Below are 15,706 nucleotides of genomic sequence, written 5' to 3'. Positions count from 1 at the left end.
AATGAGCGTTGACGCTGATCGGCACTGCCTCTCAAAAACGTACGGCATTCGAAGATGGCAACGACGACCGCACCGAAGACTTTGGCCGACTACGCCGCCATCGCCGTCGCGCCGCTGTTGATCTTTTTGATGATCAATAGCCTCGCCAATTATTTGATGCTTGTCTTGTATCACGGTGGCTATCCCGAGCGTGTTTCGTGGACGTTGTTCATGTACACGATGGGCGTCGTCAGCGTCGCGCGGATTGCGATCCAGCGTGACCGCAGTTATGCGATGGGCTATCTCTGCGTCCTGGGGGCTGTCACCTTTTTGGCGATGATGCGATTTGTGGGTTCACCAGTCTTCAGCATCTTTATGTTGGTGTTGATCGCGTTCTTGGCGGATCGAATTGTTCACGACTGCACGCTGATCGATGATTCGGTTGACGCCAGCGGACAAGGACTGATGGACTCGGGCGGTCACTTTGTTCGCAATCAATTCGATGCGAACCATCTCTCGCGTAACACGGCGTCAACCGCAACCGACGAAGAGCCGATCACAAAAGCCCAGACGCCTCAAGCTAAACGTGGCGCTCATCAACCTGGTCGCACGGTGATGTATCTCGCCCTGGCTGCGTTGCCGCTATTTGGGTTAGGGCAGTTTTTTATGCGCAGTGACCCTGGAACATCAAGTCGTGCGATGTGGTTACTGGCTGTCTACTTGTTCTCGAGCTTTTCGCTGCTGGTGACCACCAGTTTTCTAGGACTGCGGCGTTATCTGCGGCAACGCGGTGTCGATATGCCGAACAATGTTTCGGTGGGATGGATCACTGGCGGGTTGGCGATCATCAGCATGATACTTTTAGTTTCGTACCTCGCTCCGATGCCAGGGAAAGTTCTCGCGTCGTTCGAATTGCCGGAGTTCACTAGCAGCCCCGACGATCTTTCGGCAAGCGAGTACGGGCAAGGCGATGAAGCTGCCGGGAAAAAGAAGGAGGGTGCCGCAGTCACTGCAAAAGACAAGAACGCAGAAGGCAAGGAAATCCAGGGAAACGCCAGCCAAAAGGGTGCTCCGCCAGGTGCCGCGGCCGAGGGTGACAACAAAAAGGGAAGTCCGGGGAAGCAGGACGGAGGCAAGAAGCCCAGTCCCGGAGATCCCGGCTCGGATACCCCCAGTCCCAAAGAACCCAGTCCCAAAGATAAAGGCAGCGAGAATAAGCAGGGCGAAAAGTCTGAATCCCAAGGCGAAAAAGGGAAGCAGGAAAAGCAGGACGCCTCAAACGAGCAGTCAAGCAAACAAACAAGCGAACAGAACAAATCAGACAACAAATCAAAGGCTGAGAAGTCAAACAGCGACGACGCGGAAAAGTCCCAAAACGAGGGCACTGAAAACCAACCAAAATCGGACGCTGAAAAATCTGAGTCTGAAAAATCGGACGCCGAGAAGTCTTCGTCGGAGCAGGCAGATACGCCTCCTTCGGAATCGGCAGCCAATGAACCTCCGCCGCCACCCGAACCCTCTCCGACGAACCCGACTCCGTCGCTGTCCGAGATGCTGTCGATGGTCGGTTCACTACTCAAATTTTTGATTGCGTTGGGGCTTGCCTGCGTGGTCGGCGTCTTTGTGTATCGCAATCACGAGGCGATTTTGGAGTGGCTCAATGGACTTTGGTCTCGTCAACTCGGGGCCACCGACGACACGGAGCTCGATTTACCGAAACAAGTCATCGAAACGCCTTTGAGGTCATTCTCATCGTTTCGTAATCCGATTGGAAGTGAAAAAGATCCTCGGCAAATCGTGATCGTCACCTTCCAGGCGTTTGAAGCTTGGGCACGCGAACAAGGGTCGCGTCGCCGACCCGACGAAACGCCCAGCGAATTTCTGAAGCGGATTGCGGGCACGGTACCCCAGCTATCAACGTCGGCCCTCCGCGTCGTCGATGCCTATAACCGAATCGTTTACGGCGGTGAAATGGCGACGAAGGCAGACATTTCAGCGGCTGATCATATTTGGAAGCAGATGAAAGGTGCTACGTCAGTGACGGCCCACTAATTTCACAGCGATTTCCCCCGATTGCATTGGGCCACATGTTTCCTCGCCCACTTGTCTTGTCGCGTTGTTTTGCCGGGTATGGCGGTGCGACACTTATTCACGCTGCCCATCCTCAACGAAAAACATGTATTCGTTACAATACGGTGGCGTCGAACTCTCTCCTTGCTGGAACGTGATCCCTTGTCATCTGCCGTTTTGTCAAAATTGCGATTGATCACTCAGTGGTCCGTTGCTCGAAGAGCAAGACGCTGGATCTCAATTTGGATCATGGTGTTGCTTGTGACCGCATTGACACTTGTCGCATTGAACTATGTCATCCGCAGCACAATGCAAGAGATGGCTCGTCAATCGTTGCGGTCGATTTTAGACGCCAAGCTAACCGCCTTTGGCCACTGGTATGACCAGCAAACCGCGATCGTGACGCAGGCGATGCAAAGTCCCCAGCGGCGTTCGCTGGCCGTCGACATTTTGACATCGCACCCGATTACTCAACCCGTCTCGCCTGAGCAACTCGAGATGGATCCGAAATGCACAAAATTTGAGCAAGGTGTGGCCACCGAGACGTTTGGCGGCACCGTGTTTGGTTGGGCTCTGGTCGACATCGAAGGACGCGTTTTGTGCAGCGACCTGGATCCGTTAGTTGCAGAAGATTTATCGATTCCCAGCGATTCGCTGGAAAGGATCATTTCGCGACAAAGCACTTTGACACGCCCCTTTGGCTTGTCCAAACCCATCAGACCATCGGGACCGATGTCGCAGCCAGAGCCCGTGGTGATTGCCGCGATCACGCCGATCGTCGACGGTGCTCGCACGGTGGGCGGTTTCCTGTATCTGATGGATCCTCATGCGGATTTTAGTGAACTGCTGGCCGCACCGGTTCCCGACGCGTTTGCTCATTCGTACGCCATTGACCGCCGCGGCGTGATGTTGACGGATGCCGTTGACGAACTGTCCCGCGATCAAGAACACTCCGCAGCGATTCATTCTGCACGATCGGAGTCCACGATTTTGAATCAGGTCGTGCAGGATCCTGGGGGTTCGGAGTTACCCGAGTCTGGATCACGTCCGCTGACCGTTCTTGCCGACCAGCTGACTCGCGGAGGCGAAGGGGAAAACGTCGTGGGCTACCGCGACTACCGTGGCGTCGATGTCATCGGAGCTTGGCGTTGGATGCCCGAATACGGGTTTGGTGTCGCAGTGGAAATGAAGGTTGCTGAGGTCTATGGCCCCCTGCGAACGCTCTCGCGGATCCATTGGGTATTGGCCATCCTTTTGACACTTGCGGCATTTGCCCTAGGAACGCTGCGACTGTATGGGCCCCGCATCTCTCGTTCGCTGGCTCAGAACGATACCACCAGACAGCTCGGGCAATACAAACTCGGGCGGTTGATCGGCGAAGGAGCGATGGGGTCGGTCTATATCGGAGCTCACGAACTGCTGAAACGTGAAGTGGCAATCAAGGTACTTGAAAAAGACGAGTTGACCTCGACGGCGGCATCCCGTTTTGCCCGCGAGGTGCAATTGACGGCACAGCTTCGTCATCCCAATACGATCGCAATTTTTGACTACGGATGCACTGACGACGGAACGTTTTATTACGTGATGGAATACATCGAAGGCATCACGCTGCAAGAATTGATTGACCAATATGGGCGTCAAAGCCCAGGGCGAGTCATTTCGCTGTTGATTCAAATGTGCGGCTCGCTCTCCGAAGCCCATCTGCGTGGGATCGTTCACCGCGATATCAAGCCGGCAAACATCCTGTTGACCGAAGTGTCGGGGATGGGCGATATGATCAAGGTGCTCGATTTTGGTTTGGTCAAAGAAATCACGCGTGACACCGTTGAATTAACGCGAGTCGACTCGATCACGGGCACGCCGATGTACATGTCCCCCGAAGCGGTGCGTGATGCTTCGGCAGCCAACGAGCAAAGTGATCTGTACGCGGTCGGTGCGGTCGGTTATGCGTTGCTTGCAGGGGTGCCGGTGTTCGAGGGAGGGGCGTCGGTGGATATTTGTTTGAAGCAGTTGAACGAATTGCCTGTCCGTCCTTCGGATCGAATGGGCATCCCGCTGGCCGAAGACCTGCAAAACGTATTGATGTCTTGTTTGCAAAAAGACCCAAATCAGCGCCCTATGTCGATGGACGAACTCGCTGATACACTCCGGGGATGTGAAGATCATGGGCGATGGACGCAAGTCGACACGGTTCAGTGGTGGAACCATCAATTTGACAGGGATGGCGGCTCAAAAACTCCGTGCGTTAGCCCTGCGTCAGGCCAATCGACAACAGCAGACACACGCGATTTCTCGGGATAAGCAATCGGCGACACGACATGTTTGGTAAAAACCGAAATCTTGAGGAGGACTCGATCGATTGGCCTAGTCTGTTGTCGCTGTTAGAAGACGATGATCGCCGCGCGATGGTCCAGCGGATTTACCCGAGTGAATCTCGCGAAAGTTTTTTGGCGGCAGTCCGGCGTTTGGATTTAGCTTTGGCAAGCGATCTCCTCGCCTCTGGACGCCAAGTGCATTCCGCTTCCCAGCTTGTCAATTGGCCCGTGGTGGCGATTGCGGGCATGCTGAACAGTGGCAAGACCAGTTTGGTTGCTACCTATTTGAGCGAAGCGGGGCGGGCACGCACGCTTCGTGGCCCGAGCAATGCCGAAGGAACTCATCGATTTGTTTTGTGGCTGCCACAGCAATGGCAGGCCGATTCGGAATTGTTCAGTTTGCTGATGGGCCGCATCGGTGATGCGATCGGCATGCCACCCGAAATGCTTGCCGAGGAACCCGCCGCCGCCCACCAACAATACAACAATCGTGGTGGCGATGTCAGCACGTTGGCAATTCCGCTCGTCGCTACCGACCCTGGATTGGACGAAGCTGGGATCGGGTTGCTGGATTGCCCTGACATTGTTTCGGATGAAGCGTTTGGGCTCGGGTCGCCGGATATTCGCCGCGATCTGCTTGGCCGCGCCGCCACGATCTGTTCGGCGTTCCTTGTCGTTTCGTCCGCAGAATCTTCGCGTGATGCCACGCTAGGCGATCTATTGCGAATCGCTGCCGATTTGATGCCAGGAGTGCCGCGAATGTTGGCGGTCAATAAGGTGCGGCCTCGTCAGACTCCGGATCAAGTATTTGAAACGTTCACGCCGTTGGCAAAAACGCACGGTATTGAAACGGTGTACGCGGCATACGACTTTGATGTGCCTGCGAGCCGGCCCTACATTCCCCTGCCAAGTGGCGCAGCAACGATCGCCGACGACGAAGATTCGTTTCCTGTGTTCTTTTCGGTTTCGGAAAATCCGGACAACAATCCACCGGCTTCAATCCCCGAGGACCGATTGCTTGCCGCGTTACCAAAGCGGCTTGACCGCGCCAAATTGTTCGAAAAATTCCGAGTTGCATTACAATCCACACTGCGATCGATGATCTGGAATCGCGGACTTAGTCTCATTGACCAGGACGCGGACCACTCACGCAAGGCCACGCAAAAGGCACAGGATTGTTTGTTGCAAGCGTCGCTCGAATTTTTTGCCCATCGGCAGGTTGGCGGCGAAGTGGTCGAGCTTCGGCTTCACCAATCCAAACGCATTATCCATCAACTCTCTGAATCGTTTGCCGTAACGGCCCCCTGGTACGCGCGTTGGGGCGTTCGTATGAACGCAAAATTGCGACGCTTTGTTGATGGTGCTGGCGAAATGGTTCGCCGCTTCACTCCGACTGCATTGGCAGAGCAAACTGCCAGCGAAATCAAAGATAAGTTTCGCCGCGGCGAATACGGCAGTTTGATGACACCCGAACGATTGAATGCAGCGATTGATCGGCACGGTGGCTCCGCCGCACTACCGCACTGGTTCGGTGAAGAGGTGGATCCCAGCATGTCGCGGCTAACCGAAGCATCCGAGGCGGCGATTCTGCGATTCGAACGCGATGATTTTACGCAACTCGATCCACGACGACTCGACGAAGCCGTCCGGCAAATGTGGAGTGATGTGCCGGTGCGTAAAAAGTTGGTGGCGGGCCTGACTCCGCTTGCCACCTTGTTGGCTGCCTTTGGTGGCGTGCTGATGATACCTGTCGATTTTGGAACCACCGTCATCGCAGCAGCGTCGATCCCCGAATTGTTTGCGGCATTTGGAATGGCTGCCATGGCGGCGCTGTGGGCTGGCGGTGCGACCACACGCGATGTCGGCCAGCAAGCCGCAAAGCAGCAACTTGTCGACTTTCACGCCATCCTGTGCGATACCTTTGGCGTCCAACGGATGACTAGGTCGGTCCCCATCGAGGTTGGCCGGGTGAAAGAAAACTTGCCGTTGTCTCAGGTCATCCGGCGTGAAGCGATTGGGCCAACGCTCTCGCTGTATCAAATTCGTGATGAGTTTCGAAAAGACCTACAGAAACAACTGCCGCGTGGCGGTTGAGCCAAAGTCGTTGATAAAATGTGGGATAGGCTTCCAGCCTGTCATCGAATACTCGACACGCGGAAGCCTTTTCTGCTTCCCTCGTAGCGAAAGTCACGAAGACTTTCGTCCATTCTCGCTCCACCTGAAACTCTTGGCGAGTCTCGCTACGAAAAGACCTTGCATTCGCGACAGGCTGGAAGCCAATCCCACATTGTAAAATCGACGTACCCCCCTAACCTCGCGGCCATCCCTGCTTGGCGTCCTCAGCGCCGAAGCGACACTCTGCTAAGATACAATGGACGTGCGAGTGCAGCATCTCGCCGACCTTTAACTCAGCCTTTCTGGGAAATGCAAAACGTGGATCCCCGTTCGTATAAAGAACCTTCCTGCAGCGTGCCGTTCCTTCAAAACGACAGCGGTGCGAATTGTAGTGCCAGCAGCCCGAGCCCCGAGCCGCCGCTTTTTCCAGATCGAAACGCCCCATCTCGTGATCACGTCGATTTGAAACGCATTGAAGAAGCGGTTCGCGTCATCTTGGACGCAGTGGGCGAGGATCCCGACCGGGAAGGGTTGCTTGAAACCCCGGCTCGGGTCGCACGCATGTACGCAGAGATGTTTGCGGGGTTGAAATCCGATCCTGGACGCCATCTCGCCAAAGTGTTTACCGAAAATTATGACGAAATCGTACTCGTTCGTGACATCAGCTTCTGCAGTATGTGTGAACACCATCTGCTGCCATTCACGGGACGTGCCCACATTGCGTATTTGCCTAGCGGTAAAGTGGTGGGACTGAGCAAATTAGCCCGAGTTGTCGAAGAGGTGGCTCGCCGACCCCAGGTCCAAGAGCGGATGACGCAAACGATCGCCGACCTTGTCGAAGAACGCTTGTCAGCGAACGGAGTTGCCGTCGTTTGTGAGGCCACTCATAGCTGCATGACGATGCGGGGGGTTCGCAAGCCGGGTAGCCTCTGTGTAACCAGTGCGATGCGAGGTGCGTTCCGTGACGACCCCAAATCGAGAGCCGAAGTGTTGGGGCTGATCAACCGGGAAGTTTAGAGAGTGTGCCGACTTACTCCACTCTCTTCCTTCGCAGCGTAACGCGATTTAACGAGTTCCCTCATCCGCTAAGCCGTTCTCGATACTCACACACCTGGTTTGCATACTTGACGAACATGGGTCATCTCTTTCGAAGTGCTCCGCATGGATAGCGAACGTCAACGAATTCAAGACGACTTGCGCGGTGTCGTGCGAGGCGAGGTCTTATGCGATGACATTTCGTGTCAATTGTATGCGACCGATGCGAGCATCTATCAGATGATTCCGCTTGGGGTGGTCCGTCCTCGCACCGCCGCGGACGTGATTGCCACCGTGCAATACGCCACCGAGCACGACTTGTCGATTCACCCACGCGGTAGTGGCAGTGGCGTTTCGGGGGAGTCGCTCGGTAACGGGTTGTTGTTGGACTTTTCATGCTTCATGCGGCGAGTCACGATCGATCGCGATGGATCGACGGTAACAGTTCAAAGTGGTGCCGTGTTGGCGGAGGTTAACGCAGCGCTGGCCGCTTATGGACGAAGCTATGGCCCGGACCCGGCGACGCGTAGCATCACGACGATGGGCAGCGTGTTGTCAATCAATGCGTCGGGTAGCCATTACCTGAGAAGCGGATCGGCTCGAGATACGATCGAGTCGATGCGAGTCGTGACGGCAGAGGGAGACCTGCTGACGCTTTCGAAACATCACCCCGATGAACCCACTCCGCAAGGCCGATTGGCTCGTGGGATCGTAGAGATTGAAAATCAGTTCCACTCGCTGATCTCGTCTCGCAAAGCGTCGCCGAATTCACGCGGTGGCTATCGTTTTGATGGAGTGATCGGCAGCGATGGCCGCGTCGATTTAGCCAAGTTCATGGTGGGCACGCAAGGAACGCTTGGCATCATTATCGATGCGGTTGTTCGAACAGAACCGATTCCAACTCACCGCGGTGTCGCACTGCTGTTTTTTCGCCGTTTGGATTCTGCTGCGCGTTGTGCTCGTCGTGCACTGATGCATGGCTTGGTCGCGTGCGATTTGATGGATCGCCGGCTTCTGCAAATTGCTCGCGAAACCGAATCTCGCTTCGTCGACTTGTTGCCGCGTGAAGCCGAGGCGATGCTGTTATTGGAGATTCAAGGTGAATCGTTAGGCGACCTTTACGATCGTTTGGCGATCATTCGGCAAGAGTGTGCCAAGGGACCCGATGCTGCGTTTTCGGCCGTCGATACCGTGCGCCCCTCCGAAAGAGACCTTTATTGGGCGCTCTCACGACGTGTGATTCCGCGGTTGTATCGCTTTAAAGGAAGCGATGCACCACAACCGTTTACCGAAGACATCGCGGTCCCGCCCGATCGATTGCCCGCCGCATTGATTGATATTCAAGACACCTTGCAGCGAAACCACGCGACGGCGACCGTGTTCGCGCATGCCGGACATGGGCATCTGCACATTCGTCCTTTTTTAAACCTCGCAAAGCAACAAGATCGCGAAAAGCTTAACGACTTGTCCAACCAAATCGCGGAGGTGGTTTGGAAACACGGCGGAGAGGTAAGCGTCGAGCATGCTGCAGGCCTCAGTCGTTCGCACTTATTGCCACGCCAATACGGCCAACTTTGGCAAGCGATGGGGCAAATCAAACGTCTGTTCGATTCGGTCCATCGACTCAATCCAGGCAAGCTGTTTGGGGCCGTCTTGCAAAAGCCCAACGAGAACCTTCGGCCGCTCGACAAGACAATCGAAGTTAGCCGGGGTAACCGTACGCTGATCGAAGCCGAAGAGCCGGTCATACAGGGATCGGGCATTGCATCGAAGCCACTCTCTCAATTGGAAGTCTTTCAGATTTGGCCGCCCGGAGCCTCTGTTGCTCAGGTAACTCGTGAATGCAACGGATGTGGTCGCTGCCGAACCCACTCGCCTGCGGAACGTCAGTGTCCGATGTTTCGCGCTAGCCATCGCGAAGAGGCGTCGCCGCGAGCGAAGGCCAACTTGCTACGCGGCGTGCTTAGTGGGCATTTGAAAGTTGATAATCTTGCCGAGGATCGTGCCAAGGAAGTCGCGGACCTTTGTTTTAATTGTCATCAGTGTCGTGTCGAATGCCCCGCCTCGGTCAACATTCCCAAGATCGTCGGCGAGCTCAAAGCCCAATACGTGGCCACAAACGGGTTGCCTCTTTCCGATTTGTTGCTTGGGCGAATCGATACCATCGCAGCGATCGCGTCACAGCTTCCTTGGCTTGCGAACCTGTTAATTCGAGGCCGTCTTTCGCGCTGGCTCGCGGATCGATTGTTCGGGTTGTCGGCCGCTCGGGAACTGCCTCTGATCGCAAGCGAAACGTTCATGCGGTACGCCGCCAAACGCCGCTGGACCAAACTGAATCCGCATGGCGGACTAAAAGTCGCCTATTTCGTTGACCACTACGCAAATTATCACGACCCGGACATCGGCCGCGCCCTGGCTGAGATTTTGCAACACAATGGGATTGGTTTGTATGTTCCATCGGGCCAAGTTGCTAGTGGCATGGCTCGCATCTCGGCCGGTGACATCAAGGGAGCTCGCCGCGTGGCTCGCCGCAACTTGCGTGTGCTTGCCGAGGCGGTCCGGCAAGGCTACACGATCATTGCCACCGAACCGGCCGCGGTGCTCTGTTTGAAACACGAGTATCCCAATTTGATGGATGACCAAGACGCCCATCTTGTTGCCGAAAACTCGTTCGAAGCCTGCCAGTTTTTATGGGATTTGCACCAGGAATCACGACTGTCGCTCGACCTCAACACGCTGGAAGCGGAAATCGCTTACCATCAACCCTGCCATCTGCGCGTACTGGATCCCGACGGCGCAGGTCCCAAGCTGATGAATCTGATTCCTAAATTTGATGTCCAGCAGATCGAAGCGGGCTGCACCGGCATGGCAGGCACGTGGGGGCTGCAACGCAAAAACTACCGAAACAGTTTGCGAGTTGGTTGGCCGCTAATTTCCGCAATGCGTTCCGCTGGCAATCGTACTGCGGCCACCGAATGCAGCGCCTGCAAGATGCAGATCGAACACGGAGCCGGACGGAAAACCTTGCACCCGATCAAGCTCTTCGCGTACGCCTACGGACGCATGCCCAAGCTCGAAAGCGAGCTAGGAACAAAAAAGGTGTCCGACACCTTGAAGTCAAAATAGGAAAAGTGACCCGTCGGCGTTGCCAAGTATTCCTCGGCAACGCGAACCGGAGTCGACAGAAGTTTTACTTCTCGCCCGCGTTCTCCGCGGCGCCCATTTTGGAATCGGTGTCTTGCTGTGTCACCCTCGCAAGCCCCTCTTCATAAGCACGAATTGCCTGCGGGTCGACGCCATCGGTCACTGTCCGAGGCCCTTGTTCGCTGCAACCGGCAGCAAACGCAACCAAAAGAACAAGTATCAACATTGGAATATTTTTCATCGGAATAATTTGCCTAGCTACGAAGTGATCAGAGGGTTGAAAAATGAACGCCGAGCTTTGCTGCAGCCTAGAATTCGGCGTTGATGACTTCGCGGCTGGCTCGGGTACCGAGTGCACCCCAGAGGCCATAGGGGCTTGCCGAACCTGGCGACTGGGCGCCTGCGCCGCCTAGCCAAACATTTCCGGCTTTTGAATCGCCTGCTTCGATAGAATCGGTGACAAACTTAACCGCACCATCACCCATCAAGACGTGGCATCCGCCTTGATGGCGGCTAGACATCGAGGCAACGAGCGTTGTGCCAAGTGTGTTGTAGGGGCCACAGATCTCACGATTGGGAGACAAGATCGTCATGCAGCCGGAAAAAAGTGGCCCTTGGTCCGCCCAACGGTAACCTCGGGCAAATAGAGCACGGGAAACCATGAAATATTGCGAGTCCCAAAATTGTGGCCTGTTTGCATCGATCAAGGGCTGGCATCGCGACGGATTATTGCGAATATTCGCGAGCGAAATGCCCGGAGCACTGGCGTTGGCGGCCGACTCGGTGACCTGGCCTCGATTGTCGTTATCACCAAGGTCGGTAATGATTTCGCCCATGGCAATCGTGTTGGACAAACCGTCCAGGCAGTCACCAAATCGTGTGACATCAATCGGCTTGAAGAAGCCGCGGTGCGCAGCCCGCGCGTCTTCGGAGTTGTCCTTTATCGTTCGCAGATTATTCCAGGGGCCGAAATAGATTTCCCATGAGGAGTCTCCGACGCAGGCGGCGTAGTTCGTCCGGCCCAACGCAGGAAGTCCGAACCCAGGATCGCTGGGACAGCGGTAAGCAGGGAGCTCCGTCGCCCAAGGAATGTACTGAATGTCATCCGGAGTAGGCCCCATCGCCGGCCAAACTGGAGATTGGACAGCACCGTCGGTTCGCTCGGTACTCGGGTTGGAAATCTTCTCCCACATCGCTTGTTGTTCTAAAAACGGCAAGGCAGGGACCAGCATGCTCAAGCGAATTCGGTTTCCAAGCGTCGAAGGGTTGAAATAGTTCGAAGCGGTTCCTGGCTGGGTGCCGGTACCATGGGTCGGCACTTGGTTGTAGGCCGCGTGATAGTTGTGGATCGCCAGCCCGATCTGCTTGAAGTTGTTGCTGCAACTCATTCTCCGTGCCGCTTCCCGTGCCGCCTGAACCGCCGGCAATAGAAGTCCAACTAAGACGCCAATGATCGCGATGACCACCAGCAGTTCGACGAGCGTGAAACCGGATTTCTTTCGTGAAAAAGACATTTTGCTACCCTAAAGAAAGTTATGGAAGCCAATAACCAATGGGCGCTTTGCTTGACACTAATCAGCGTCAACGAGGCGAGAGATTCCCCAAACTTGGATAATAATAGAGTCCGTTTGTTTTCCGGTAGTAATATTTTGCGACGCGGCGATGTCGTTTTGCGACACGTGTGATACCTGGGGAAGTCGAAAGCGACCGCAAAGGCGTGTCAGGTCGTCTAAAATGGGCGTTTGAAATGGTGAAAGCTCGAACATCCGCTGAAGATCCTCCCACGCACCCAAGAAACAGGGAGCTTTAGCAAGCTCCACTACATTAGAAACCCCAGTTTTCACACTAGGCTCCAGCCCTCGCAGCGAGCCATTTCCCTGAAGTTTCGTACCATCCATGGACGTTACCTTTAAAACGAAAAAAACGGCGGCATGAAGGTCATGCCGCCGTTTGCTAGTGATTTCGCGAGATTGCGTTTACTTACTTCGAGCCAACGAGGTCAGCTTTACGCTTCGCTTCGATGATGTCGGCTTGGATGTTCGATGGGGTTTGGCGATAAGTCGCCAATTCCATTGTGAACGTTCCTTGGCCTTGAGTCATACTTCGCAGGTCGGTTGCGTAACCGAAGGTTTCCGCCAACGGCACTTCCGCCTTGATGATGCTGTTGCCTTCGATGATATCGTTGCTTTGCATGATCCCACGGCGGCGAATCACGTCACCCACCACGGTACCTTGGAAGTCCTCAGGGACTTCGATTTCAACGTTCATGATCGGCTCAAGCAACTTCGGATCCGCTTTCTTGAAGTACTCGCGGAAGCAACCTTGTGCAGCGGTGTAAAACGCCTTTTCCGAAGAGTCAACTTCGTGGAAGCTACCGTCATCCAAGTCGATTCGTGTTCCTACCACAGGGTATTCGGCCACAGGGCCCTTGCCCAGAATGTCGCGGAAGCCTTTTTCAATAGCAGGAATGTACTGCTTCGGAATACGGCCACCGACCACGTGATCTTCGAACTCGAAGCTGTCTTCGCTGTTCGATTCGATCGGGCTGAGCTTGCCCTTGATGTGAGCGAATTGACCACTACCACCACTTTGTTTCTTGTGTTTGTAGTCGAATTCAACCATCTTGGTTGGGCTTTCGCGGTAACTAACCTTCGGAGCACCGACGATGATGTCGACGCCGTATTCGCGACGAATTCGTTCGATATAAACTTCGAGGTGAAGCTCGCCCATTCCGCTGATCAGAATTTCGTTCGTTTCTTCGTCGGTCGCGACTCGGAAAGTTGGGTCTTCTTTGCGGAAACGTTGCAGTGCCTTGGCAAGTTTGTCTCCGTCGCTTCGCGTTGCTGGAGCGACAGCGATCTTGATTACTGGGTCGGCAATAAACATCGATTCGAGCGTACAGAACTCTCGCGATTCGGCGTACGTGTCACCACTAGCCGAATCAATTCCCATGACGGCGATAATGTCACCGGCGGTCGCCTCATCGATTTCCTCACGTTTGTTGCTGTGCATTCGCACGATGCGACTGAAACGCTCGGACTTGGTCGTACGTTGATTGACGTAGGTTTCGCCCTTCTTGATCGTACCTTGATAGACACGCATGAAGGTAAGCTGACCGAACGGATCGTCAGCGATCTTGAACGCCATGCCAACGAAGGGACGCGAGGCATCGGGAAGCAACTCGATCCTCTTGGTTTCGTCTTTCGGGTCACGACCACGAATTTCACGATCCAGCGGGCTTGGCAAGTAACGGATAACCGCATCAAGCAAAGGTTGAACGCCTTTGTTCTTGTAAGCGGTGCCCATGAATACCGGCGTCGCTCCACCGAGTACCGCGTCGCGAGCGACCGTGTAGACCAAGTCTTTGGGGACTTCTTCTTCGCTGAGCAGCAATTCCATCATTTTGTCGCTGTACATCGACAGCGCTTCAAGCATCTGGACGCGTGCTTCTTCGCACTCGTCTTTGATGTCATCCGGAATCGGAGCGGTGATGACTTTTTCGCCTTCGTTGCCTTCGTGCAGGTAGGCCACCATTTCGATCAAGTCGACAGCGCCTTTGTAGTTTTCTTCAGCACCAATGGGGTACTGCATGAAGAATGCTTCGGCACCCAACTTTTCGCGAAGTTGCTTCAGAACGCGGAACGGGTTTGCCCCGGTTCGGTCCATCTTGTTGATGAACGCCAAGCGAGGAATTTGGTAACGCTTCATTTGGCGGTCAACAGTGATCGATTGACTTTGCACGCCACCGACGCTGCAAAGAACCAGAACGGCACCATCAAGAACACGAAGTGATCGCTCGACCTCGACGGTAAAGTCAACGTGGCCCGGAGTATCGATCAAGTTGATCGGGTGATCTTTCCACTTGACGCTCGTTGCGGCACTGGTGATCGTGATTCCACGCTCTTTTTCCAGTTCCATATGGTCCATTGTCGCGCCGTCACCACCGCCGCGAACTTCTTCGATCTTATGGATTCGCCCGGTGTAAAACAGAATTCGCTCGCTGAGGGTCGTCTTTCCCGAGTCGATGTGGGCGCTAATTCCGATGTTTCTGAGTTTATCCAGCTTCATTTATCTTCACCTAAACATTGCACGCGATATTTTGATTTCCCAAGGACATGAGTTTACAAATCATGTCTATTGTTTCAGTCAGGACTTGGGAATGTGAGCACGCGGCATTTTGTACATTACCACCCGTCAACGCAGGATGACGCCTCGGATCGATTGGGAAATATGGCAAAGGTTTGCCAGATGCGAAAGGGCAAATATGCTCAATTCCCCTTGCATACATCTTTTCTTCACTGCATACTTCCCTGCTTCCCTCTAAGGCGAGTCGGCGGACCCGTATTGAGCCGTCGGCCTTCATCCGTCGCTAGCGGTACCCAATTTTGGGACGTTTGTGACGATCAAGCCCATTCGCCCTTAACAAGTTTACAGAGCAAATCCGAATGCCACCACGTCCAATGAGCACGCGAAGTCGTGCCCGCAAACGATCACGCGTCCGAACCCGGACCAAAAAGAAAGATCCAATTTTCGTCGATGGTCAACGACCACGGCCGATGTATGTTGATTACAAGGACATCGAGCTGCTGAAGAAGATGGTCAACCGTCAAGGCCGTATCGCAGGTCGTCGCAAGAGCGGCTGTACCGCTGCGAGCCAACACGCTGTGACTGCAGCGATCAAACGAGCTCGTTTTATGGCTCTTTTGCCATTCGTAGGCGAGTAAAACTCGGCATTGCTGCCGAATGTGGACTTCTGGCTCCCTAATGGGTGAGCCGTGACAGGTGAGCGGCCGACTTAGGAAAATAATAACCCGACGCTTAAGCGAGGGATCTGAGTTGACCGCATCACGTTGCCGAAAACCCCACGCTCACGCGCCGGTGATTGCTAGGGACGTCGATTTTATAAGTGACGCACTTGGTTGTAGCGGAAGTCGTCAAGACTTTCGCTTTCTGGGATGACCGAAACTCTTGACGAGTTCCGCTACCCAATCTCCTGAAACGCGAAGTTTCCTAAGCCGCTCCGCTCTCTTTCCCGTGCGCATCTTTCG

9 protein-coding genes are annotated in these 15,706 nt (G+C 54.7%); 6 read left to right on the top strand and 3 right to left on the bottom strand.

Going from position 1 to position 15,706, the window contains the following annotated elements; translation table 11 throughout:
• Positions 1-54 precede the first annotated feature (54 nt).
• From SH528x_RS09555 to SH528x_RS09535, 5 genes are all read left to right on the top strand, one after another.
• On the top strand, positions 55-2,031 hold the full coding sequence (locus SH528x_RS09555; protein ID WP_442510299.1) for a DUF4129 domain-containing protein: 1,977 nt from the start codon (positions 55-57) through the stop codon (positions 2,029-2,031).
• A gap of 180 nt (positions 2,032-2,211) precedes the next feature.
• Complete coding sequence (locus tag SH528x_RS09550; RefSeq protein ID WP_442510298.1) at positions 2,212-4,350, top strand: serine/threonine-protein kinase; 2,139 nt, start codon at positions 2,212-2,214, stop codon at positions 4,348-4,350.
• Between the two features lie 17 nt (positions 4,351-4,367).
• Positions 4,368-6,458 (top strand): hypothetical protein, encoded by a 2,091-nt coding sequence (locus tag SH528x_RS09545; protein ID WP_442510297.1) that lies wholly within the window; start codon positions 4,368-4,370, stop codon positions 6,456-6,458.
• Positions 6,459-6,788: 330 nt separating this feature from the next.
• Positions 6,789-7,496, top strand: a complete 708-nt coding sequence (folE, locus tag SH528x_RS09540; protein WP_442510296.1) for a GTP cyclohydrolase I FolE — start codon at positions 6,789-6,791, stop codon at positions 7,494-7,496.
• Between the two features lie 144 nt (positions 7,497-7,640).
• On the top strand, positions 7,641-10,640 hold the full coding sequence (locus SH528x_RS09535) for an FAD-linked oxidase C-terminal domain-containing protein (protein WP_442510295.1): 3,000 nt from the start codon (positions 7,641-7,643) through the stop codon (positions 10,638-10,640).
• A gap of 64 nt (positions 10,641-10,704) precedes the next feature.
• Here SH528x_RS09535 and SH528x_RS09530 read toward each other — a convergent pair whose 3' ends face one another.
• From SH528x_RS09530 to fusA, 3 genes are all read right to left on the bottom strand, one after another.
• Positions 10,705-10,899, bottom strand: coding sequence for a hypothetical protein (locus SH528x_RS09530; protein WP_442510294.1), 195 nt, complete (start codon positions 10,897-10,899; stop codon positions 10,705-10,707).
• A 67-nt stretch (positions 10,900-10,966) separates the two neighbouring features.
• Positions 10,967-12,172 (bottom strand): DUF1559 family PulG-like putative transporter, encoded by a 1,206-nt coding sequence (locus SH528x_RS09525; protein ID WP_442510292.1) that lies wholly within the window; start codon positions 12,170-12,172, stop codon positions 10,967-10,969.
• A gap of 466 nt (positions 12,173-12,638) precedes the next feature.
• A complete protein-coding gene (gene fusA, locus SH528x_RS09520; protein ID WP_442510291.1) occupies positions 12,639-14,726 on the bottom strand; it encodes an elongation factor G in 2,088 nt (695 codons plus the stop codon).
• Between the two features lie 377 nt (positions 14,727-15,103).
• Between fusA and rpsR the strand changes: the two genes are divergently transcribed.
• Positions 15,104-15,382 (top strand): 30S ribosomal protein S18, encoded by a 279-nt coding sequence (gene rpsR, locus SH528x_RS09515; protein WP_231612237.1) that lies wholly within the window; start codon positions 15,104-15,106, stop codon positions 15,380-15,382.
• The last annotated feature ends 324 nt before the right edge of the window (positions 15,383-15,706 follow it).

The organism is Novipirellula methanifontis (assembly GCF_052161655.1).
Lineage (GTDB): Bacteria > Planctomycetota > Planctomycetia > Pirellulales > Pirellulaceae > Novipirellula.
This window is presented reverse-complemented; position numbering and strand designations above follow the sequence as displayed.